Source organism: Agrococcus lahaulensis DSM 17612, assembly GCF_000425105.1.
Taxonomy (GTDB): Bacteria; Actinomycetota; Actinomycetes; order Actinomycetales; family Microbacteriaceae; genus Agrococcus; species Agrococcus lahaulensis.
Window position 1 is genome coordinate 67,093 of the sequence record NZ_AULD01000005.1, and the last position, 20,387, is coordinate 87,479.

Here is a 20,387-nt window from a genome sequence, read left to right on the forward strand (position 1 = left end):
TCGGTCTCGATATGCCGGCTCCGCCGGCTACTCGACCAACGGGTGAGCGCCCCGTTCGTCGAACAGGTCCCGACCCCCGCTCGTCGAGTAGGCCCGCAGGGCCGTATCGAGACGCACCCGCTCGGTCTCGATACGCCGGCTCCGCCGGCTCCTCGACCAACGGGTGAGCGCCCCGCTCGTCGAACAGGTCCCGACCCCCGCTCGTCGAGTAGGCCCGCAGGGCCGTATCGAGACGCATCCGCGCCGCTCGGTCTCGATACGCCGGCTCCGCCGGCTACTCGACCAACGGGTGAGCGCCCCGCTCGTCGAACAGGTCCCGACCCCCCGGCTCGTCGAGCAGGCCCGCAGGGCCGTATCGAGACGCAACCGCTCGGTCTCGATACGCCAGCTGCGCCGGCTACTCGACCAACGGGCGTCGAGTAGGCCCGCAGGGCCGTATCGAGACGCACCCGCTCGGTCTCGATGCGCCGGCTCCGCCGGCTGCTCGACCACCGCGTGAAGGGCGTCAGCGCTTGCGGGTGCGGGGGTCCATCGCCTCGCGCAGCGCCTCGCCGAGCAGCGTGAAGCCGAGCGCCGTGATCATGATGCAGATGCCGGGCAGGAAGGCGAGCTGCGGCGCGATCGCGAGCTCCGCTTGCGCGTAGGTGAGCATGCGGCCCCACTCCGCCGTCTCGGGCCGGCCGCCGCCGAGCCCGAGGAACGACAGCGCGGCGGCGTCGATGACGGCCGTCGCGAGCGTGAGCGTCGCCTGCACGATGACGGGCCCCACCGAGTTCGGCAGCAGGTGCGACATCGTGATGCGACCCGTGCCCAGCCCGAGCGTGCGCGCGGCGAGCACGTAGTCCGACTCGCGCTGCTGCAGCATCGACGAGCGCAGCAGGCGGGCGAAGATCGGGATCTGCGCGACGCCGATGGCGATCATCACCGCGAGCGGCGTGCGGCCGAGGATCGCGGCGATCGAGACCGCCAGCAGGAGGTGCGGGACCGAGAGCAGGATGTCGACGATCCGCATGATCACGGTGTCGACCCATCCGCCGAACGCGCCGGCGATCGCGCCGAGCACCATGCCGCCCACGAGCCCGAAGAGCGTCGAGACCACGCCGATGATGAGCGACGCCTGCGCACCCCAGATGAGCTTCGAGACGACGTCGCCGCCGAATCGGTCGATGCCGAGCGGGAACTCCGGGATCTCGCCGATGCCGGGCAGCGACGTCGGGCGCAGGTACTCGCGGCCGGGGGTCGCGAGCTCGGGGTAGGGCGCGAGCAGCGGCGCGAGGATCGCGACGAGGATGAACGCGAGCACGACGACGGCACCGACCCACGCGGCAGGGTTCTTGCGCACCCGGCGGAAGACGTCGCCCCAGAAGCTGCCGCTGCGGCGCGCGTGCGTCTGGTCGCCGCCCTCGGGCGTCGGGAGGGTCGGGATGGCTTCTGCGGCGCTCACTGGATCCTCACCCTCGGGTCGATGAACGAGTAGGAGATGTCGACGAGCAGGTTGATGAGCGCGTACGAGAGGGCGATGAAGAGCACGAAGCCCTGCAGCACCGGGAAGTCGCGCGCGAAGATCGCGCCGGCGAGGAACGCGCCGATGCCGGGGAAGGCGAACACCGTCTCGGTGAGCACCGCGCCCGAGATGAGCAGGCCCGCCTGCAGGCCGATCGTCGTGACGACGGGCAGCATCGCGTTCCGCAGCACGAAGCGGTTGCGGATCGTCGACTGCGCGATGCCCTTCGCCCGGCCCGTGCGCACGTAGTCGGCGTTGACGACCTCGAGCACCGATGCGCGCGTGATGCGCACGATGATCGCGAGCGGGATCGTCGCGAGCGCGATCGCCGGCAGCAGCAGGTGGACGATGGCGTTGAGGGATGCGTCGAGCTCGCCCGTGAGGAGCCCGTCCAGGACGTAGAAGCCCGTCACGTGCGTCGCATCCACTCCCCTGTCCTGGCGGCCGGTCGAGGGCAGCCAGCCGAGCTGGACGGCGAAGATCCACTTGAGGATGAACGCGAGGAAGAACACCGGGATGGTGATGCCGACGAGGCTGCCCGCGACCGAGATGTGGTCGATGAGGCGGCCGTGGTGGCGGGCGGCCCAGTAGCCGAGCGGGATGCCGATGCCGACCGCGATGATGAGCGCCATGACCGCCAGCTCGACCGTCGCGGGGAACCGGTTCGCGAACTCCTCGAGCACCGGGCGGCGGGTCTCGATCGAGTTGCCGAAGTCGCCCTGCAGCAGGCGCCCGAGCCAGGTGATGTACTGCTCGGGCAGCGGCCGGTTGAAGCCGTAGGCCTCGTTGATGCGCTCGATCGCCTCGGGCGTCGCGCGCTCGCCGAGCAGGGCGGCCGCGGGCCCGCCGGGCAGCGCCCGCACCCAGAAGAACAGCAGCACGGTCAGGCCGAACAGGGTCGGGATCAGCAGCAGCAGGCGCTTGCCGATGGTTCTCAGCACGTGGAGGTCTCCTGGTCGTCCGTCGTGGCGGGGCGGCGCGGGTGGGCCGTTCGTGCCGGATGCCGCGGGCCGGTGAGGGCCCGCGGCATCCGGGGTGGACCGATCGAGGCTACTCGCTCAGCTCGATCATGTTGAACACCTCGTCGTTGACGGGGCTCGCCGGGTAGGAGGTCACGCGCTCGGAGAACGCGAGCGACGGCGCCGGGTGCGCGAGCGGGACGCCCGGCACGAACTGCGCGATCTGCTCGTTGATCTCCTGGTACGCCTCGGTCGCGTCCTCCGGCTGCGGGATCTGCCGCGCCTCGGTCAGCGCGCCGAACAGCTCGGCGTTCTCGAAGCCCCACTCGTTGGAGTAGCCGTTGAAGAAGACGCCGACGAAGTTGTCGGTGTCGTTGTAGTCACCGGTCCAGCCGAGCAGGTGGATGCCGTGGTCGGCGGTGCCGCGCATGCGGTCGAGGTAGTCCGTCCACTCGTCGGCGACGGGCTCGACCGTGATGCCGACCGCCTCGAGCTGCGACGACAGCGCCGTGAAGATCTGCTCGGGGTTGGGCATGTACGGGCGCGAGACGTTGACCGGGTAGTTGAACTGCAGCGACAGGCCGTCGGCGAAGCCCGCCTCGGCGAGCAGCTCCTGCGCGCGCGCCGGGTCGTACTCGTAGTCCGTGACGTCCTCGTTGTAGCCGTTGACCACCGGCGGGATGAACTGCGACGCGACCTCGGTGCCCTCGGGGAGCACCTGCGTCACGAGCGCCTCGCGGTCGATCGCGTGCGCGATCGCCTGGCGGACGCGCACGTCCTGCAGCTCGGGCACCTGCTGGTTCATGCCGAGGTAGAGGATCGTGAACGGGTCGCGCTGCATGACGTTGAAGCCGGCCTCCTCGAGCGCGGCCGTGTCGGCGGGCGCGACGAGGTCGTAGCCGTCGATGTCGCCCGACTCGAGCGCCTGGCGGCGGGCGGTCGGGTCGTCGATCACGCGGAAGACGATCTCCTGCACCTGGCCCTGCTCGCCCCAGTAGTCGGGGTTCGCCTGCAGGACGACCTCGCTGCCGGGCGACCAGGAGTCGAAGACGAACGGGCCGGTGCCGGTGGGGTGCGCCTCGCCGTACTCGCTGTACTCGGGGGCCTCCTCCGAGCCGCCGACCTCGTCGGCGCCGTACTCCTCCATGGCCGTCGGGCTCTGCATCGCGAATGCGGGCAGCGACAGCGAGGCGATGAAGCCCGAGAACGGGCGCGTGAGGTTGACGGTCGCCGTGAGCTCGTCGTCGGCCGAGCACGACTCGTAGAGCGCGTTCTCGTCGCCGGCGAACCCGCCGTAGAGCGAGCCGTAGTAGTAGGAGAGGCTCTCGGTCGCCGTGAGGCCGGTCCAGTTGTACCAGCGGTCGAAGTTCGCGCAGACGGCCTCGGCGTTGAACTCGGTGCCGTCGTGGAAGGTGACGCCCTCCTGCAGCTGGAACGTGTAGGAGGTGCCCGACTCGTCGGACTCCCACTCGGTCGCGAGCAGCGGAGCGGGGTCGGCGGTGCCGGGCTCGACGCCGACGAGGCCCTCGAAGATCTGGCGGGAGATGCGGAACGTCTCGCCGTCGGAGGCGAAGGCCGGGTCGAGGCCCGAGGGGTCGGCCGAGGCGCCGAAGATGAACGTCGAGTTGACGTCGCTCTCGGGGGCAGCGCTGCCGTCGGTGTCGGAGTCGCGCTGGGACTGCACGCAGCCGGTGAGCGCGAGCGTCATCGCCGCGCCGCCCGCGAGGCCTGCGAGGAGGCGCCGCTTTGCGGATCGATTCACGATCTTGGACCTTTCGTGGAAGGGACTGATCGCGCGCTCGCGGCTCCGCCGTGAGCATGCGTAGGGCCAACCTAGCCGCTGGACGGCGCGAGCATTGTCACGGCGCGGTCACGATTGCGTGACGACGCCTCGCCCCTGACCTACGCCAGCCTCCGGAGACGACGAGAGCCCCGCCGAATCAACGAAGCGGGGCTCTCGAGCGAGACGGATCTCAGATGGACGTGACGTCCACCGGGATGCCGGGGCCGAAGGTCGTGGAGACCGTGGCCTTCTGGATGTAGCGGCCCTTGGAGGACGACGGCTTGAGGCGGACGACCTCCTCGAGCGCGGCGGTGATGTTGTCGTGCAGCTGCTCCTCCGAGAACGAGGCCTTGCCGACGATGAAGTGCACGTTGGCGTGCTTGTCGACGCGGAACTCGATGCGGCCGCCCTTGATGTCCGTCACGGCCTGCGCGACGTTCGGGGTGACCGTGCCGGTCTTCGGGTTCGGCATGAGGCCGCGGGGGCCGAGCACCTTGCCGAGTCGGCCGACCTTGCCCATGAGCTCGGGGCTCGCGACGGCGGCGTCGAACTGCGTCCAGCCGCCGGCCACCTTCTCGATGAGCTCGTCCGAGCCGACCTCGTCGGCGCCCGCGGCGATCGCGGCCTCGGCGGCCGGGCCCTGCGCGAAGACGATGACGCGAGCGGTCTTGCCGGTGCCGTGAGGAAGAGAAACGGTACCGCGGACCATCTGGTCAGCCTTGCGGGGGTCGACGCCGAGCTTGAGCGCGACCTCGACGGTCGAGTCGGTCTTGGCCGAGCCGGTCTCGCGAGCGAGCGCGACGGCTTCGGCGGGGGTGTACTGCTTGCCAGCCTCGATCTTCTCGGCTGCGGCCCGGTAGGCCTTGGACTTCTGTGCCATGTGGATCTCCTAGTTCAGAGTTCGCGGTGCGCGCCTGGCCGGCGCTCCCACTGATGAGCCGAGCGGCTCGGATGCCGAGGTCAGCCCTCGACGGTGATGCCCATGGAGCGGGCGGTGCCGGCGACGATCTTCTTCGCGCCCTCGATGTCGTTCGCGTTGAGGTCGACGAGCTTCTGCTGCGCGATCTCCTCGACCTGCGCCATCGTCAGCTTGCCCACCTTCGTGGTGTGCGGGACGCCGGAGCCCTTCTTGACGCCGGCGGCCTTCTTGATGAGCTCCGCGGCGGGCGGGGTCTTGAGCACGAAGTCGAACGAGCGGTCCTCGTAGACGGTGATCTCGACCGGGATGACGTTGCCGCGCTGGTTCTCCGTCGCGGCGTTGTACGCCTTGCAGAACTCCATGATGTTGACGCCGTGCTGACCGAGCGCCGGACCGACCGGCGGGGCGGGGTTGGCGGCGCCGGCCTGGATCTGCAGCTTGATCAGACCCGTGACCTTCTTCTTGGGTGCCATGTCTCTTCCTTCTTGGTGTGTCGCGGTCGTGCGGGCACGCTCGGAGCCCGGGACCGCATCCAGCCCTCTTGAGAGGGACTAGAGCTTGCTGACCTGGCCGAAGCCGAGCTCGACCGGAGTCTCGCGCTCGAACAGGCTGACGAGCACGGTGAGCTTGCGGCTCGCCGGCTGGATCTCGCTGATGGTGCCGGGGAAGCCCGCGAACGAGCCCTCGGTGATCGTGATGGTCTCGCCGACCTCGAAGTCGACCTCGACCGTGACCTGGTTCGGCTGCTGCGAGGGCGCCGCCTTCTGCTGCTCGGCGAGCTGCTCGTCGGCGATCGGCTTGAGCATCGTGAACGCCTCGTCGAAGCGCAGCGGGGCCGGGTTGTGGGCGTTGCCCACGAAGCCCGTGACGCCGGGCGTGTGGCGCACGACCGACCAGGTGTCCTCGTTCAGGTCCATGCGGACGAGCACGTAGCCGGGCACGCGCACGCGGTTGACGCGCTTGGCCTGGCCGTTCTTCGTCTCGAGCACGTCCTCGGTCGGCACCTGGATCTCGTAGATGCCGTCGACCTGCATGTTCTCGGCGCGCGAGGCGATGTTGGCCTTGACCTTCTTCTCGTAGCCGGCGTACGAGTGGATGACGTACCACTTGCCGGGCTTGAGGCGCATCTCGCGCTTGAAGTCCTCGTAGGGGTCGGTCGCGGGCTCCTCGGGCTTCGCCTCGTCCGGCACGAGGTCGTCGAGCGCCTTGTTCAGCTCGATGTCGAGGTCGTTGACGTCAGACACAGTCCACCTTCTCCTTCACGTTCCGCGTCGGGCTCAAGCGAGGCCGAACAGCGGGATGTCGCCGAAGACCCAGCCCACGAGCGAGCCGAACAGCAGGTCGAGGCCCGACACCAGGAGCATCATGAACACCACGAACACCAGCACGACGAGCGTGTAGCGGATCAGCTCCTTGCGCGTCGGCGTGACGACCTTGCGGAGCTCGACCAGGACTTCCTTGAGGAAGGTCCACAGGCGCAGGAACGGGTTGCGAGAGCCGCCCGCGCGCGTGCGGGGTGCCTCCTCGATCGCGTTCTCAGCCACGGTGACCCTTCGGTTCGTTCGACCCGGCTGCTGCCGAGGCCAGTCAAGCGCCGTTCCGGCGCCTTCTGCAGGGCGGACAGGACTCGAACCTGCAACCTGCGGTTTTGGAGACCGCTGCGCTACCAATTGCGCCACCGCCCTGGGCGGGTGGAGGGCCATGCTGTCAGCACCGGCCGGGGCGTGCGACATCATGGCGGTTGTCAACCACCAAGGGAACAGCATACTTCGGCGCGGCACCCGCTGTCCACTTCCCCGAGTGTCGCGCGGCCGCGGCCGGTCGCGCGCGCCCCTCGCGCACCCGCGTCCTCGTAGGCTGGGGGCCGTGAACCGCATCGCCGCGCGCATCGCCGCCATCAACGAGTCCGCGACCCTCAAGGTCGACGCGAAGGCCAAGGCGCTCAAGGCCGCCGGCCGCGACGTCATCAGCTACGCCGCGGGCGAGCCCGACTTCGCCACGCCGCCGAACATCGTCGAGGCGGCGCAGCGCGCGCTCGCCGACCCGAAGAACTACCGCTACACGCCGGCGCCCGGCCTGCCCGAGCTGCGGGAGGCGATCGCGGCGAAGACGAAGCGCGACTCGGGCCTCGAGGTCGAGCCGAGCCAGACGCTCGTCACGAACGGCGGCAAGCAGTCGGTCTACCAGGCGTTCCAGACGATCCTGGACCCGGGCGACGAGGTGCTCGTGCCGACGCCCTACTGGACCACCTACCCCGAGGCGATCGGCCTCACGGGCGCGCGCCAGGTCGACGTGTTCGCGGGCGCCGAGCAGGGCTACCTCGTCACGGTCGACCAGCTCGAGGCCGCGCGCACCGAGCGCACCAAGGCGCTGCTCATGGTGAGCCCCTCGAACCCGACGGGTGCCGTCTACCCGGCCGAGCACATCCGCGAGATCGCCGAGTGGGCCGACGCGCACGGCCTCTGGGTCGTGAGCGACGAGATCTACCAGAACCTCGTCTACGACGGCGAGCGCGCCGTCTCGGTCGTCGAGGCGGTGCCGGCGCTCGCCGACCGCACGATCCTCGTGAACGGCGTCGCGAAGACCTACGCGATGACCGGGTGGCGCGTGGGGTGGATGGTCGGGCCCGCCGACGTCATCAAGGCGGCCGGCAACCTGCAGTCGCACCTGACGAGCAACGTCAACAACGTCGCGCAGCGCGGCGCGCTCGAGGCGCTCACCGGCCCGCAGGACGCGGTCGCCGACATGCTCACCGCCTTCGACCGCCGCCGCCGCACGATCGTCGAGGAGCTCTCGCGGATCCCCGGCTTCTCGGTGCCGACGCCGAAGGGCGCGTTCTACGTCTACGCGGATGTCTCGGCGCTCCTGGGCAGGGAATGGGGCGGCGTGCGCGCCGAGACCTCCCTCGAGCTCGCCGATCTCATGCTCGAGCAGGCCGAGGTCGCCGCGGTGCCGGGCGAGGCGTTCGGCCCCTCGGGCTACTTGCGCTTCTCGTACGCGCTCGGCGACGAGGCGCTGCTCGAGGGCGTCCAGCGGCTGCAGCGCCTCTTCGCCGCGTAGCCCAGGCGGAGCAGTCCCGGTGGAGCTCGAGCGCGTCGACCCCGAGCTGCGCGAGGCGGTCGCGGCGCTGCGCGGCGTCGACCTGCGCCGTCCGATCGGCCGCTGGCTCGGCCGGGTGGCTCCGCGCCTCATCCGCTGGCCGCGCGAGGCGGGAGTGCGCATCCGCGGCGAGCGCCTCGGCGGGGTGCGCGTGCGCACCTACGCGCCGCCGAGCATCCGCTCGGACGCCGTGCTCCTGTGGGTGCACGGCGGCGGCATGATCATCGGCGCGCCGCACATGGACGACCGCGTGTGCTCCGAGATCGCCGTGCGCGTCGGGATCTCGGTCGTGAGCGTCGACTACCGGCTCGTCCCCGAGCATCCCTTCCCCGCACCGCTCGACGACTGCGAGCGCGTGTTCGCGGTGCTCGTCGCGCAGGGCCGCGAGCGCATCGCCGTCGGCGGGCAGAGCGCCGGCGCCGGCCTCGCCGCCTCGCTCGCGCAGCGCCTGCTCGACGCCGGCGGCGCGCAGCCGATCGCGCAGCTGCTCTTCTGCCCCATGCTCGACGACCGCACCTCCGCGCGCACCGAGCTCGACGCCGAGCGGCACTTCGTGTGGGACAACCGCGCCAACCGGCTCGGCTGGCGCGCGCTGCTCGGCCGCGAGCCGGGCGCGGAGGCCGTGCCCGAGCACGCCGTGCCCGCGCGCCGCGCCGACCTGCGGGGGCTGCCGCCCGCGTGGATCGGTGTCGGCGACATCGACCTCTTCCACGATGAGGACGTCGCCTACGCCGAGCGGCTCCGCGCCGCGGGCGTCGACGTGCAGCTCGACGTCGTGCCCGGCGCGCCGCACGGCCTCGACGCGATCGCCGGCGGCTCGCGACTCGCGGCCCTGCACCGGGCCTCCGCGATCGACTGGCTCGCGTGCGCGATCGCCTGACGCGCGCAGACCCACCGATCGGTGGATGCCGGCGGCCGCCGCTCGCGCGAGCCTGTTGCCATGAGCACCGCACCCGCCGTCGTCGCAGACGGCCTCACGAAGCGCTACGGCGCGCGCACCGTCGTCGACGACGTCTCCTTCCGCATCGAGCCCGGCGAGACGTTCGCGCTGCTCGGCCCCAACGGCGCCGGCAAGTCGACGACGGTCGAGATGCTCGAGGGCTTCCGCACGCCCACGAGCGGCGCCGCGAGCGTGCTCGGCGTCGACCCGCGCCACGCCGACCGCGCGTGGCGCAGCCGCATCGGCGTCGTGCTGCAGTCGACCGGCCATGCCGACGCCCTCACCGTGCGCGAGATCCTGACCCACTTCGCGCGGGTCTTCCCCGCCGCGCGGGACGTCGACGAGACGATCGCCGCCGTCGGGCTCGCCGAGCACACGAAGCGCCGCGTCGCCAAGCTCTCGGGCGGCCAGCAGCGCCGCGTCGACGTGGCCCTCGGCATCATCGGCCGGCCCGAGGTGCTCTTCCTCGACGAGCCGACCACGGGCTTCGACCCGCAGGCGCGGCGCGCCTTCTGGCAGCTCATCCGCGACGTCGCGGCCGACGGCACGACGATCCTGCTCACGACCCACTACCTCGACGAGGCGGAGCAGCTCGCCGACCGCGCGGGCATCATCGCGGGCGGCAGGCTGCTCGCGATCGACCGCACCGATCGCATCGGCGGCGCGGAGGCGCGCACGCCGATCGTGCGGTGGTCGGATGCGTCGGGCCACCACGAGGTGCGCACGCACGAGCCCGCGTCGGTCGTGCGGCAGCTGCGCAGCGAGCCGACCGACCTCGAGATCGTGCGTCCCTCGCTCGAGGACGTCTACCTGTCCCTCATCGGCGACGCCTCCGACGACCAGCCCGAGGAGGCTGCAGCATGACTGCCATCACCCCGCTCGCGCGCGCCGTCGCGCCCGTGCGCCCCGGGCTCCGCCCCGGCCACACCCTGCGCTGCGCCGCCGACCGCGTGCGCATCGAGCTGCTGCAGTACTTCCGCCGCAGCGACGCGCTCGTGTTCACGTTCCTGTTCCCCGTGCTGCTGTTCGCGATCTTCGCGAGCGCGTTCGGGTCGCTGCCGGCGATGCTCGAGCTCGACGGGCAGCGGGTGACGCAGGCGCAGTACTACCTGCCGGCGATGCTCGCCGCCGGCGTGTTCCTCTCGGGCGTGCAGAACCTCGGGATCGAGATCGCGGTGGAGCGCAACGACGGCACGCTGCAGCGGCTCGCCGCGACGCCGCTGCCCGTGCTCTCCTACTTCCTCGGCAAGCTCGGCCAGCTGCTCGTCACGTCGCTCGCCCAAGCGGCGCTCCTGCTCGCCGTCGCGGTCGGCGTCTTCGGCATCGAGCTCCCGACCGAGCCGGAGCGCTGGCTCGCGCTCGCGTGGGTGTTCTTCGGCGCGCTCGTGTGCTTCGCGGTGCTGGGCGTCGCGGTCGCCCAGATCCCCCGCACCGTGAGCAGCGCATCCGCCGTCGTCATCCCGCTCGCGCTCATCCTGCAGTTCATCTCGGGCATCTACCTCGCCTTCCCCATGCTGCCGGAGTGGCTGCAGACGATCGCGAACCTCTTCCCGCTCGCGTGGGTCGGGCACGGGATGCGCTTCGCCCTGCTCCCCGAGATCGCCCATCACCTCGAGGTCGGCGAGGCGTGGAACCTGCAGGGCGTCGCGACGGCCCTCGGCATCTGGGCGGTCGTCGGTACCGTGGTGGCTGCGCTGACGTTCCGCTGGATCAAGCGGGGCTGACCGGAGGAGACATGGCGGCGAGCGAGCCCGAGCGCGCGACGGCGATCGAGGACCCGCGGATGTGGGACGCGTTCGTCGGCATCGGCGTCGCCGTGCTGCTCGTCGTCGCGGGCTTCGCGGGCGACCTGCCCTCGATCGCGCTCGGCGCCGCGGGCGTGCTGACGATCGGCCTCGCGTATCCCCTCGCGCGCAGGGCGATGCTCGAGGAGCGGCCGAGCACGGCCTTCCAGGTCGCGGCCGTCGTCGGCGCTGCGGTCGCCGCCTTCGCCTACCCGCCGCTCGCCGGCGCGCAGGCGCTCGCCGCGCCGCTCCTGTGGGTCTCGTCGTGCGACAGCATCCGCCGTGCCGTGATCGCGAACGTCGGGCTCTTCGGCGCCGTGCTCGCAGCGTTCTGGCTCGACGGGGGCGACACATGGCTGCTCGCGACGACGCAGTCGCTCAGCTTCGCGTTCAGCATGGTCATCGGGCTCTGGATCTCGGGGCTCGCCCGCGCGACCGAGGAGCGCGACCGGCTCATCGCCGAGCTCGAGGCCGCGCAGGCCTCGATCGCGCGGCTGAGCGGCGAGCACGCGACGGCCGCCGAGCGCGCTCGCATCGCGCGCGACCTGCACGACACGATCGCGCAGGACCTCGCCGCGATCGCGATGCTCGCGCAGCGCCGCGGCGCCGACGCCGCGACGCTCGCGGCGGTCGAGGAGCTCGCCCAGGGCGCGCTCGCCGAGGTGCGCGGGCTCGTCGCGGCGAACGCGCCCGTCGGCCTCGACGACGGGCTGCCGGTCGCGCTCGAGCGGCTCGGCGAGCGCTTCGCCGCCGAGACGGGCATCGCGGTGCGCGTCGAGGCGGTCGCGGTCGAGCTGCCGGTCGACGCGCAGGCCGCGCTGCTGCGCACCGCGCAGGAGTCGCTCGCGAACGTGCGCAAGCACGCGCGCGCGGCGAGCGTCGGCGTGACCCTGACTGCGGATGCGTCGGGCGTGCGGCTCGAGGTCGCCGACGACGGGCGCGGGTTCGACCGCACCGCCGTGCGGCGAGGCCTCGGGCTGCAGGGGCTCGACGAGCGGATGTCGCTCGCGGGCGGGAGCCTCGAGATCGACTCCTCCCCCGCGGGCACGCGCGTCGTCGCCCGGCTCGGGGCGGGCGCGCCGTGATTCGCGTCGCGGTCGCCGACGACCACCCCGTCGTGCGCGGCGGCCTCGCGGCGCTGCTCGCGGAGGCGGCCGACATCGAGGTCGTCGGGCAAGCGGCGGACGGCGAGGCGCTCGTCGCGCTCGCGCGCGCGGAGCGCCCCGACGTCGTGCTCACCGACCTGCGCATGCCGGGGGTCGGCGGCGCGGAGGCGACCCGGCGGATCCTCGCGGAGCTGCCGGAGACGCGCGTGCTCGTGCTCACGACCTACGACTCGGACGCCGACATCCTGGCGGCGACCGAGGCGGGCGCGACCGGCTACCTGCTGAAGGCGGCGCCGCCGCTCGAGATCTTCGCGGCCGTGCGCGCCGTCGCGCGCGGTGAGCGGGCGATGGCCCCGACGGTCGCGCGAGCGCTCGCCGACCGCCAGCGCGGACCGGCGATCGCGCTCTCCGCCCGCGAGCGGGAGGTGCTCGAGCGCATGAAGGCGGGCGCGACGAACGCGGCGATCGGTCGGGCCCTCTTCATCGGCGAGGCGACCGTCAAGACGCACGTGCAGTCGATCTTCGCGAAGCTCGGGGTGCGCGACCGCACCTCGGCGGTGGCGGTCGCGCTCGAGCGCGGGCTGCTCTGAGCCCTATCCCACCGGGACGAAGTGCTCCTCGCCGTCCTGCTCCTCGAAGAGCGTGAGCGTGAGGTCGGTGGGGCCCTCGAGGCGCGAGTTCCGCGAGCGCCACGGCGTCTCGACGGGCTCGGCGATCACCGTCGCGCCGGCCGTCTCGAGCCGGCGCGTGACGCCCTCGGCGTCGTCGACCTCGAACGCGACGCGGATGCGCGGGCTCTCGCGCCCGCCGGCCTCGATGCGATCGATCATGCGCTTCTGCGCCGGGTTCGCGAGCTCGAGCGTCGCGCGGCCGGCGTCGAGGATCGCGACGCGCGCCTCGCCGTCGCCCTCGAACGCCGCGATCTCGGGCAGGCCGAGCGCGTCGCGGTAGAACGCGAGCGCGGCCTCGAAGTCCTCCGCCTCGACGACGAGGCGCAGCTGCTTGGGAGCGGTCATGCGAGCGGCAACCGCGGCCGCGGCGCCCGCATTCCCGCGCAGGCGACGGCGCCTACAGCTGCAGGCCGACGAGCACGGGCTCGGGCACGAGGTGCACGCCCCACTGGTTCTCGACCCGCGCCTGCACGAAGCGCGCGAGCTCGGCGATCTCCTCGCCCGTCGCGCCGCCGCGGTTCGTGAGCGCGAGCGTGTGCTTCGACGAGATCGCGGCGCGCGAGCCCGGCAGCGAGAAGCCGCGGCCGATGCCCGAGTGCTCGATGAGCCACGCGGCCGAGAGCTTCACGCGCGGCACGGGCCGCTCGAGCGGCGGCACCGCGTCGTCGGCGCCGAGCGGCAGCACGACCGGCTGCGGCTCGGGCGCGACCGACCAGCGCGGCGCGTCGTCCGGGAGGCCGGCGGCGAAGCGGGCCGACACGATCGGGTTCGTGAAGAACGACCCGGCGCTCACCGAGTCGGGGTCGTCCGAGAGCACCATGCCCTTCGACGAGCGCAGCTCGAGCACCGACGCGCGCACGTCGGCGAGCGGCACGCGCGTGCCCAGGTCGACGCCAAGGGCCGACGCGAGCTGCTGGTAGGCGATCGGCTGGCTGCGCCCGTCGGCCGAGCGCCGCAGGCGCAGGTCGACCGAGAGCACGACGCCTCGCAGCACGCCCTGCTTGATCGCCGAGTCGCGGTACCCGAGCCGCAGCTCCGCCGCCGGCACGAAGCGGGTCTCGAGCGTCTCGAGCTCGAGCAGCTCGAGACCGACGAGGGTCGACGAGAGCTCCTGGCCGTAGGCGCCGATGTTCTGGATCGGCGCGGCGCCGGTCGAGCCCGGCACGCCGCTGAGCGCCTCGATGCCCGCGAGCCCCTCCTCCACGGTGCGCGCGACGAGCGCGTCCCACGGCTCGCCCGCCTCGACGCGCAGCACGACCGAGTCGTCGGACGGCGGCTCCTCCCCCGCCGGGCGGTGCGGCGGCGGCGCGACGGGCAGGGTGCGGATGCCTCGGGTCGAGACCTGCAGCACGGTGCCGTCGAAGGCCTGGGACGACGCGACCGTGTTGGAGCCGCCGCCGAGCAGCAGCAGCGGCTCGTGGTCGTCGGCGATCGCCTCGGCGTAGGCGGCCGCGACCTCCTCGCGCGTCGTCGCCTCGATCCAGCGGGCGGCCTCGCCGCCGACCCGCATGGTCGTCGCGTCCGCGAGCGAGCGGGGGGCGTGCGCGGCCGCGCCGTCCGCGCCCGGCGTCGGCCGACTCATCCGTCGGTCTTCACGACGACCTGCGCCTTGCCGAGCATGGTCTGCTCGGCCGACGTCACGGTGAGGTCGATGCGCGCCGTGCCCTCGCCGAGCTGGCCGACCTTCGCGGCCACGTGGAGCGCCGCGCCCGTCTCGGGGTCGACCACGACCGGACGGGTGAACCGCACCTGGTAGTCGAGGATGCGGTCGGGCCCGGCCCAGTCGACGACCGGCTGCACCGCGATGCCCATCGTGAGCATGCCGTGCGCGAGCACGCCCGGCAGCCCGACGGCGGCTGCGACGTCGTCGCGGTAGTGGATGGGGTTGAAGTCGCCGGACGCGCCGGCGTAGCGCACGAGCGACTCGCGCGAGAGCACGACGTCGCGCTCGGCGACCACGTGCCCCACCTCGAGGCCGGAGAGCGCGCTCATGCCGCCTCCCCCGCGACCACGAGCGACGACGTGGCCGTCACCACGTGCTCGCCCGACGCATCCGTCACGCGCGTCTCGCACGTGACCATGTCGTTGCCGCCGAGCGAGCGCACGCGCGTGACCGTCAGCTGGCCGGTGAGCTCGTCGCCCGCGACGATCGCGCGCGTGGCCGTGAAGCGCTGGTCGCCGTGCACGATGCGCTCGAGCACGATGCCCGCGGCGGGGTCGTCGAGCAGCTGGTTCCAGGTGAGCTGCTGGATGACGATCGGGAACGTCGGCGGCGCGATGACGTCGGCGTGGCCCGCGGCGCGCGCTGCGTCGACGTCGTGGTGGAGCGGGTGCTCGGCCTGCACCGCGCGCGCGAACTCGCGCACCTTCTCGCGGCCGACGAGGTAGGGCGGCGTGGGCGGGTACTGCCTGCCCTGGATCTCGGGGTTGACTGGCACCCAGCCAGTCTACGGAGCGGGCGGTTCAGGCGGGGTGCGGTCCTTCCAGAGGGCCGCGATGTGGCGGGCGTCGGTGCCGCAGCAGCCGCCGACGATCGCGAGGTTCGGCAGCTGCGCGCGCAGCTCGTCGTGCCCGCGGCGCAGCTCGCCGATGTCGCCGGCGTCGATCGTCGTCGCGCGGTCGAGCTCGGCGTGCGTGCGGGTCGAGGCGTCGTAGCGCACGCTCACGATCCGCCGCTGCCACGTGCCCCCGTCGAGGCCCCGGAGGATGTGCTGCGGATGCGCGCAGTTGAGCATGTAGTGGACGGTGTCGGTCTCGGCGTCCACGACCTCGATCGCCTCGCGCAGCGGCATGCCGCCGCGGAGCCGCCCGTCCGCCTCGACCGTGAACCCGATGACGACGGGGAGCCCGTGGTAGAACGCGGCGCGGGCGAGGCCGACCGCTTCGCCGGGGTCGGAGAGGGTGAACGCGGTGACGAGGTCGACGCCGCCCTCGGCGAAGGCGTCGATCTGCGGCTCGTGGTACATCTGCGCGTCGTCGGGGTCGATCGGCGGGATGTCGGCGTAGGCGTCGGCGCGCGGCCCCATCGCGCCGCTGATGAGCACGTCGGCGATGTCGGCGTAGCGCTCCTCACGCAGCTGCAGGAGGTGCCGCACGGCCTGCACGTTCACGTCGTAGAGCTCGCGGCGCGAGTCGCCGAGCCGCGCTCCCCAGTCGGCGCTCGCGCGCCACGTGGGCGTCTCGAGCACGAGCCGGTGCCGTGCTCGCGCGCGATCGCCGCATAGCCGTCGAAGTACTCCTCGAGCAGCGCGCGGCCGCGCTCGGTGCGCACGAGCGGATAGGCGGCGAACTCGCGCAGCTCCTCGCCGCGGTTGTAGATGAGGTCCGTCTCGAGGCCTCCGTCGGTCACGAAGGGCCGCGCCGCCGACGGCCACGAGACCTGCGTGCGGACGGGCGCGTCGTGGCGGTGCTTCGACGGCTTGGACGTGAGCGACGACGACATCGTCCGTCGCGCGATCGTGGACATGACGTCCTCCTCGGTGTCGAGGCAGGCTGCGCGGCCTGTCGTGGCACGCACGCTACTCCCGGCATGGACGCGCGTCCATGCCCCGATTCACCGTCGCGCGAGGACGGAGAAGGGGATCGGGCGTCGGCCCGATCCCCTTCATCTCCGGCGGTAGCGAGGGCGGGGCTCGAACCCGCGACCTCACGATTATGAGTCGTGCGCTCTCACCAACTGAGCTACCCCGCCAGGACGCCCACCCGAGCTCGAAGCGTCGAGCGAACGCGAGCCCCGGGCGAGGATTGAACTCGCGACCCCTTCCTTACCATGGAAGTGCTCTACCACTGAGCTACCGGGGCGAAGCCTGTGCAGGCAACCGGAACATCGTAGCACCGCTCGCGGGCTCCGCGCGCGCACCGAGGCCCCCGGCGGCGCGCGCCGAGGGCCTCTCGCGCCTCAGTGGTCGGACGCCTTCTCCGCGCCCGCCCCGGTGAAGGAGCGCACCTCCATCTCCGCCTGCTTGACGGCGTGGTCGGCCGACGGCTTCGAGAGGAGCGTGCCGACGACGCCGAGCACGAACGCGAGCGGGATCGACACGATGCCGGGGTTCGCGAGCGGGAAGATCGCGAAGTCAGCATCCGGGAAGATCGACGTCTCGCGGCCCGAGACGACGGGCGAGAGCACGATGAGCAGCACGCACGCGATGAGCCCGCCGTACATCGACCACAGCGCCCCGCCGGTGTTGAACCGGCGCCAGAACAGCGAGTAGATGATGGTCGGCAGGTTCGCGCTCGCCGCGACCGCGAACGCGAGGGCGACGAGGAACGCGACGTTCTGGTTCTGCGCCAGGATGCCGCCGAGGATCGCGATGACGCCGATCACGACCACGGTGATGCGCGCGACCTTGACCTCCGCGCCCGGCTGCACGTCGCCGCGCTTGATGATGGATGCGTAGATGTCGTGCGCGAATGACGTCGCGGCCGTGATCGCGAGGCCCGCGACGACCGCGAGGATCGTCGCGAACGCGATGGCGGAGATGACCGCCATGAGCACCGGTCCGCCGAGCGCGAGCGCGAGCAGCGGAGCCGCCGCGTTCTCGCCGCCGGGCGCGTCGCGGATCGTCTCCGGCCCCACGAGCGCGCCGGCGCCGAAGCCGAGCACGAGCGTGAAGAGGTAGAAGATGCCGATGAGCCAGATCGCCCAGACGACGCTCCGGCGCGCCTCCTTCGCCGACGGCACCGTGTAGAAGCGCATGAGCACGTGCGGGAGCCCCGCGGTGCCGAGCACGAGCGCGAGGCCGAGCGAGAGGAAGTCCACGGGGTTCGTGTACTTGAGGCCCGGCGCGAGGATCGCCTCGCCGTCAGGCGATGCCTCGACCGCGCGAGCGAGCAGCTCGTTGAAGTCGAACTGCACCATGAACAGCACGATGAGCGTCATGATGCCGGCGCCCGCGATGAGCAGCACGGCCTTGATGATCTGCACCCAGGTCGTGCCCTTCATGCCGCCGACGATCACGTAGACGATCATGAGGATGCCGACGACCGCGATGGTGATCGACGTCGCGAGCGTGCCCTCGAACCCCATCAGGAGCGCGACGAGCCCGCCGGCGCCCGCCATCTGCGCGACGAGGTAGAAGAAGCACACCGCGAGGGTCGCGAGTGCCGCCGCCATGCGCACGGGGCGCTGCTTGAGCCGGAAGCTCAGCACGTCGGCCATCGTGAAGCGGCCGGTGTTGCGCAGCAGCTCGGCGACGAGCAGCAGCGCGACGAGCCACGCGACGAGGAAGCCGATCGAGTAGAGGAAGCCGTCGTAGCCGGCGACCGCGATCGCGCCGCAGATGCCGAGGAAGCTCGCGGCCGAGAGGTAGTCGCCCGCGATCGCGACGCCGTTCTGCCTGCCCGAGAAGGAGCGGCCAGCCGCGTAGAACTCGTTCTCGCTCGCCTTGCGGCGCGAGACGCGGAAGACGATGAAGAGCGTGACGGCGACGAAGGCGCCGAACACGATCATGTTGATGAGCGGGTTGATCTCCTCCATCAGCGGCCTCCCGCCATCGCCGCGTGCTCCATCTGCTCGCGCAGCGGCTCGGCGTCGCGGTCGTAGACCCGGTTCGCCCAGCGGCTGTAGAGCATCGTGATCGCGAAGGTGCTGACGAACTGCGCGAGGCCGAACAGCAGCCCGATCGTGATGTAGCTGTCGCCGAGGCGCGTGGCGAAGAAGTCGGGCGCGAAGCCCGCGATCAGCACATAGGCGAGGTACCAGACGAGGAAGAGCACCGTGAGCGGCACGATGAACCGCATGAACGCGCTGCGGAGGCGCTGGAACTCCGGCGAAGCCTGCATCTGCAGGCTCCGCTCGGCGATCGGGTCGGATTCGGGCATGCGCGGATCTCCCATCCCGGGCGCGACGCTGCCCCCGCTTCTTCGTCGAAGTGGGGTGAGCCTATACGCATCCTCAGGTCTGGCTCAACGCGCGCTCAAGCGCGTCGGGCGGTCGCGTCAGAGGTCGCGCATGGATGCGTCGGGCTCGGGGCCCTTGAACCGCACGATGTTCACGATCGCGGCGCCGAGCCCGCCCCACAGCACGAGCATCGAGACCGCCATCAGCAGGATCGCGTCGATCGTCATCGGATGACCTCCTCGTCGTGCGGCGGCGCCTCGAGCGGCGTCGTCTGCTTCCACTTCGGGATCGCGAGCAGCACCCCCGCGATGAGTGCCGCACCGGCCGCGCCCCACCCGAACACCCCGAGCATCCACGCCGGGTATCCCTCGTACGGCACCGTGATCGCGGTGACCGCCTCCTGCACGAGGATGAGCGCGATGAGCACGGGCGTGATGTACGTCACGAGCACGACCCACCAGCGGCCGAGCCGGATCGAGCCGAAGCGGCTCATGTGGTCGGCGAACCACGGCACGCGCCGGAGGCCCCAGCCGACGGCGACCATCGCGACGAGCGCGACGAGCAGGATGCCGAAGCGGTTGATGAAGTAGTCGGCGATGTCGAGCACCACCACGCCGCTCCTGGTGGAGAAGAGCAAGATGCTCACGATCGCCATCGGCACGGTCACGGCGAGGCTCGCGGCGACGCGCCCCAGCTCGAGTTTGTCGCGCACGGCCGAGATCACGACCTCGAGGATGCTCACGAGCGACGTGAAGCCGGCGAGCACGAGCGATGCGAAGAACAGCACGCCGAGCAGCGCGCCGAACGGCGCTTGCGAGATGATCGCCGGGAACGCGACGAACGCGAGTCCGATGCCGGCGCTCACGACGTCGGCGACCGCAGCTCCCGAGGCTTGCGCGAGGAAGCCGAGCGCCGAGAAGACGCCGATGCCCGCGAGCAGCTCGAACCCCGAGTTCGCGAAGCCGACGACGAAGGCCGAGCCGGTCATGTCGATCTTCCGCCCCACGTAGGAGGCGTAGGTGATCATGATGCCGAAGCCCACCGAGAGCGAGAAGAAGATCTGGCCGAAGGCGCTCGCCCAGACCGCCGGGTCGAGCAGCGCCGCCCAGTTGGGGGCGAAGAGCGACTGCAGGCCGTCCAGCGCGCCCGGGAGCATGAGCGCCTGCACGACGAGCGCGCAGAACGCGATGAGCAGCACGGGGATGAAGATGACCGAGGTCGCCCCGACGCCCTTCTGCACGCCGAGCGCCATGATGACGATCGTGACGAGCCAGATGATCGCCATCGGGATGAGCACGGCCGGCACGAACTCGAGCGAGACGACGCCCGCCTCCGTCTGCAGGAACTCGCCGAAGAGGAACGCCTCCGGGTCGTCGCCCCACGCCTGCGTGAACGAGAAGCCGATGTACTGCGTCGACCACGCGAGGATCGCCGCGTAGTAGAGCGCGATGACCACGCAGATCGACACCTGCCACCAGCCGATGAACTCGAGCCGGCGGTGCAGGCGGGCGAACGAGAGCGGTGCCGAGCCGCGCTGCGAGTGGCCGATGGCGTAGTCGAGCAGCAGGAGCGGGATGCCCGCGACGAGCAGCGCGACGAGGTACGGCAGGATGAACGCCCCGCCGCCGCCCTCGTAGGCGACGTAGGGGAAGCGCCAGATGTTGCCGAGCCCGACCGCGGAGCCGATCGCGGCCATGATGAAGACGGTCTTGTTCGAGAACCGACCGCGATCGATCGGCGCCTTCACCTGCGTCATGGCCAGACCTCCACCGCTCCGTCGAGA

General features: G+C 71.7%; 22 protein-coding genes, 3 tRNA genes and 1 pseudogene. 6 read left to right on the forward strand and 20 right to left on the reverse strand.

Annotated features, from left to right (window positions below; all coding sequences use genetic code 11):
• Positions 1–505: 505 nt before the first annotated feature.
• The 8 genes and pseudogenes from H508_RS13690 to H508_RS0100660 all read right to left on the reverse strand — a co-directional run bounded on the left by H508_RS13690 (position 506) and on the right by H508_RS0100660 (position 6,850).
• Positions 506–1,426 carry an ABC transporter permease gene (locus H508_RS13690; RefSeq protein WP_051222702.1) on the reverse strand — a complete coding sequence of 307 codons (921 nt, stop codon included), beginning with the start codon at positions 1,424–1,426 and terminating at the stop codon, positions 506–508.
• Between the two features lie 14 nt (positions 1,427–1,440).
• Positions 1,441–2,445 carry an ABC transporter permease gene (locus H508_RS0100630; RefSeq protein WP_026372627.1) on the reverse strand — a complete coding sequence of 335 codons (1,005 nt, stop codon included), beginning with the start codon at positions 2,443–2,445 and terminating at the stop codon, positions 1,441–1,443.
• A gap of 109 nt (positions 2,446–2,554) precedes the next feature.
• Entirely contained in the window at positions 2,555–4,171 is a 1,617-nt protein-coding gene (locus H508_RS0100635) for an ABC transporter substrate-binding protein (RefSeq protein ID WP_156905982.1), read from the reverse strand.
• A gap of 265 nt (positions 4,172–4,436) precedes the next feature.
• On the reverse strand, positions 4,437–5,126 hold the full coding sequence (gene rplA, locus H508_RS0100640; protein WP_026372629.1) for a 50S ribosomal protein L1: 690 nt from the start codon (positions 5,124–5,126) through the stop codon (positions 4,437–4,439).
• An 80-nt stretch (positions 5,127–5,206) separates the two neighbouring features.
• The gene (gene rplK / locus H508_RS0100645; RefSeq protein WP_021009780.1) at positions 5,207–5,638 is read right to left on the reverse strand and encodes a 50S ribosomal protein L11; all 432 of its coding nucleotides are present in this window, start codon (positions 5,636–5,638) and stop codon (positions 5,207–5,209) included.
• A gap of 78 nt (positions 5,639–5,716) precedes the next feature.
• Positions 5,717–6,322: pseudogene (gene nusG / locus H508_RS13695) on the reverse strand (transcription termination/antitermination protein NusG); the annotation flags it as partial.
• Between the two features lie 120 nt (positions 6,323–6,442).
• A complete protein-coding gene (gene secE, locus H508_RS0100655; protein WP_026372630.1) occupies positions 6,443–6,709 on the reverse strand; it encodes a preprotein translocase subunit SecE in 267 nt (88 codons plus the stop codon).
• A 68-nt stretch (positions 6,710–6,777) separates the two neighbouring features.
• Positions 6,778–6,850 (reverse strand) — tRNA-Trp (locus H508_RS0100660).
• Positions 6,851–7,031: 181 nt separating this feature from the next.
• Between H508_RS0100660 and H508_RS0100665 the strand changes: the two genes are divergently transcribed.
• From H508_RS0100665 to H508_RS0100690, 6 genes are read left to right on the forward strand one after another with little or no spacing between them, the layout of a single operon-like run.
• Positions 7,032–8,225, forward strand: coding sequence for a pyridoxal phosphate-dependent aminotransferase (locus tag H508_RS0100665; protein ID WP_051222444.1), 1,194 nt, complete (start codon positions 7,032–7,034; stop codon positions 8,223–8,225).
• Between the two features lie 19 nt (positions 8,226–8,244).
• A complete protein-coding gene (locus H508_RS0100670; protein ID WP_026372632.1) occupies positions 8,245–9,144 on the forward strand; it encodes an alpha/beta hydrolase in 900 nt (299 codons plus the stop codon).
• A 60-nt stretch (positions 9,145–9,204) separates the two neighbouring features.
• Complete coding sequence (locus tag H508_RS13700) at positions 9,205–10,068, forward strand: ABC transporter ATP-binding protein (RefSeq protein WP_035253577.1); 864 nt, start codon at positions 9,205–9,207, stop codon at positions 10,066–10,068.
• Positions 10,065–10,928, forward strand: a complete 864-nt coding sequence (locus H508_RS0100680; RefSeq protein ID WP_026372633.1) for an ABC transporter permease — start codon at positions 10,065–10,067, stop codon at positions 10,926–10,928. The genes H508_RS13700 and H508_RS0100680 overlap by 4 nt, the downstream gene beginning before the upstream one ends.
• 11 nt (positions 10,929–10,939) lie before the next feature.
• Positions 10,940–12,073: a sensor histidine kinase gene (locus H508_RS13710; RefSeq protein ID WP_051222446.1), complete on the forward strand. Its 1,134-nt coding sequence runs from the start codon at positions 10,940–10,942 to the stop codon at positions 12,071–12,073.
• A complete protein-coding gene (locus tag H508_RS0100690) occupies positions 12,070–12,684 on the forward strand; it encodes a response regulator (RefSeq protein WP_026372634.1) in 615 nt (204 codons plus the stop codon). The genes H508_RS13710 and H508_RS0100690 overlap by 4 nt, the downstream gene beginning before the upstream one ends.
• Before the next feature lie 3 nt (positions 12,685–12,687).
• Here H508_RS0100690 and H508_RS0100695 read toward each other — a convergent pair whose 3' ends face one another.
• The 12 genes from H508_RS0100695 to H508_RS0100745 form a co-directional block, all read right to left on the reverse strand.
• Entirely contained in the window at positions 12,688–13,110 is a 423-nt protein-coding gene (locus H508_RS0100695; RefSeq protein WP_026372635.1) for a VOC family protein, read from the reverse strand.
• A 52-nt stretch (positions 13,111–13,162) separates the two neighbouring features.
• Positions 13,163–14,347, reverse strand: a complete 1,185-nt coding sequence (locus tag H508_RS0100700) for a UDP-N-acetylmuramate dehydrogenase (RefSeq protein ID WP_026372636.1) — start codon at positions 14,345–14,347, stop codon at positions 13,163–13,165.
• Positions 14,344–14,757: a MaoC/PaaZ C-terminal domain-containing protein gene (locus tag H508_RS0100705; RefSeq protein WP_026372637.1), complete on the reverse strand. Its 414-nt coding sequence runs from the start codon at positions 14,755–14,757 to the stop codon at positions 14,344–14,346. Before H508_RS0100705 ends, H508_RS0100700 begins: the two co-directional genes overlap by 4 nt.
• Positions 14,754–15,203: an FAS1-like dehydratase domain-containing protein gene (locus tag H508_RS0100710; RefSeq protein ID WP_026372638.1), complete on the reverse strand. Its 450-nt coding sequence runs from the start codon at positions 15,201–15,203 to the stop codon at positions 14,754–14,756. Before H508_RS0100710 ends, H508_RS0100705 begins: the two co-directional genes overlap by 4 nt.
• Before the next feature lie 9 nt (positions 15,204–15,212).
• Positions 15,213–15,953 carry a homocysteine S-methyltransferase family protein gene (locus H508_RS13715; protein ID WP_211220824.1) on the reverse strand — a complete coding sequence of 247 codons (741 nt, stop codon included), beginning with the start codon at positions 15,951–15,953 and terminating at the stop codon, positions 15,213–15,215.
• A complete protein-coding gene (locus tag H508_RS17610) occupies positions 15,872–16,231 on the reverse strand; it encodes a hypothetical protein (RefSeq protein ID WP_211220825.1) in 360 nt (119 codons plus the stop codon). The genes H508_RS13715 and H508_RS17610 overlap by 82 nt, the downstream gene beginning before the upstream one ends.
• Before the next feature lie 151 nt (positions 16,232–16,382).
• Positions 16,383–16,456 (reverse strand) — tRNA-Met (locus H508_RS0100720).
• A 38-nt stretch (positions 16,457–16,494) separates the two neighbouring features.
• Positions 16,495–16,566: transfer RNA gene (locus H508_RS0100725), tRNA-Thr, on the reverse strand.
• A 97-nt stretch (positions 16,567–16,663) separates the two neighbouring features.
• Entirely contained in the window at positions 16,664–18,241 is a 1,578-nt protein-coding gene (locus tag H508_RS0100730) for a solute symporter family protein (protein ID WP_035253579.1), read from the reverse strand.
• Positions 18,241–18,585 carry a DUF485 domain-containing protein gene (locus H508_RS0100735; RefSeq protein ID WP_035253807.1) on the reverse strand — a complete coding sequence of 115 codons (345 nt, stop codon included), beginning with the start codon at positions 18,583–18,585 and terminating at the stop codon, positions 18,241–18,243. The genes H508_RS0100730 and H508_RS0100735 overlap by 1 nt, the downstream gene beginning before the upstream one ends.
• 117 nt (positions 18,586–18,702) lie before the next feature.
• Positions 18,703–18,831 carry a MetS family NSS transporter small subunit gene (locus H508_RS16985; protein ID WP_084154883.1) on the reverse strand — a complete coding sequence of 43 codons (129 nt, stop codon included), beginning with the start codon at positions 18,829–18,831 and terminating at the stop codon, positions 18,703–18,705.
• Positions 18,828–20,360, reverse strand: coding sequence for a sodium-dependent transporter (locus tag H508_RS0100745; protein ID WP_035253581.1), 1,533 nt, complete (start codon positions 20,358–20,360; stop codon positions 18,828–18,830). The genes H508_RS16985 and H508_RS0100745 overlap by 4 nt, the downstream gene beginning before the upstream one ends.
• Between the last annotated feature and the right edge of the window lie 27 nt (positions 20,361–20,387).

What these genes read in the sequence shown, in the direction of transcription:
- H508_RS0100635 (WP_156905982.1), bottom strand. Translation starts at nt 4,171, where the DNA reads ATGACGCTCGCGCTCACCGGCTGCGTGCAGTCCCAGCGCGACTCCGAC.
- rplA (WP_026372629.1), bottom strand. Translation starts at nt 5,126, where the DNA reads ATGGCACAGAAGTCCAAGGCCTACCGGGCCGCAGCCGAGAAGATCGAG.
- rplK (WP_021009780.1), bottom strand. Translation starts at nt 5,638, where the DNA reads ATGGCACCCAAGAAGAAGGTCACGGGTCTGATCAAGCTGCAGATCCAG.
- H508_RS13700 (WP_035253577.1), top strand. Translation starts at nt 9,205, where the DNA reads ATGAGCACCGCACCCGCCGTCGTCGCAGACGGCCTCACGAAGCGCTAC.
- H508_RS0100680 (WP_026372633.1), top strand. Translation starts at nt 10,065, where the DNA reads ATGACTGCCATCACCCCGCTCGCGCGCGCCGTCGCGCCCGTGCGCCCC.
- H508_RS13710 (WP_051222446.1), top strand. Translation starts at nt 10,940, where the DNA reads ATGGCGGCGAGCGAGCCCGAGCGCGCGACGGCGATCGAGGACCCGCGG.
- H508_RS0100695 (WP_026372635.1), bottom strand. Translation starts at nt 13,110, where the DNA reads ATGACCGCTCCCAAGCAGCTGCGCCTCGTCGTCGAGGCGGAGGACTTC.
- H508_RS0100700 (WP_026372636.1), bottom strand. Translation starts at nt 14,347, where the DNA reads ATGAGTCGGCCGACGCCGGGCGCGGACGGCGCGGCCGCGCACGCCCCC.
- H508_RS0100705 (WP_026372637.1), bottom strand. Translation starts at nt 14,757, where the DNA reads ATGAGCGCGCTCTCCGGCCTCGAGGTGGGGCACGTGGTCGCCGAGCGC.
- H508_RS17610 (WP_211220825.1), bottom strand. Translation starts at nt 16,231, where the DNA reads ATGTCCACGATCGCGCGACGGACGATGTCGTCGTCGCTCACGTCCAAG.
- H508_RS0100730 (WP_035253579.1), bottom strand. Translation starts at nt 18,241, where the DNA reads ATGGAGGAGATCAACCCGCTCATCAACATGATCGTGTTCGGCGCCTTC.
- H508_RS0100735 (WP_035253807.1), bottom strand. Translation starts at nt 18,585, where the DNA reads ATGCCCGAATCCGACCCGATCGCCGAGCGGAGCCTGCAGATGCAGGCT.
- H508_RS16985 (WP_084154883.1), bottom strand. Translation starts at nt 18,831, where the DNA reads ATGACGATCGACGCGATCCTGCTGATGGCGGTCTCGATGCTCGTGCTG.
- H508_RS0100745 (WP_035253581.1), bottom strand. Translation starts at nt 20,360, where the DNA reads ATGACGCAGGTGAAGGCGCCGATCGATCGCGGTCGGTTCTCGAACAAG.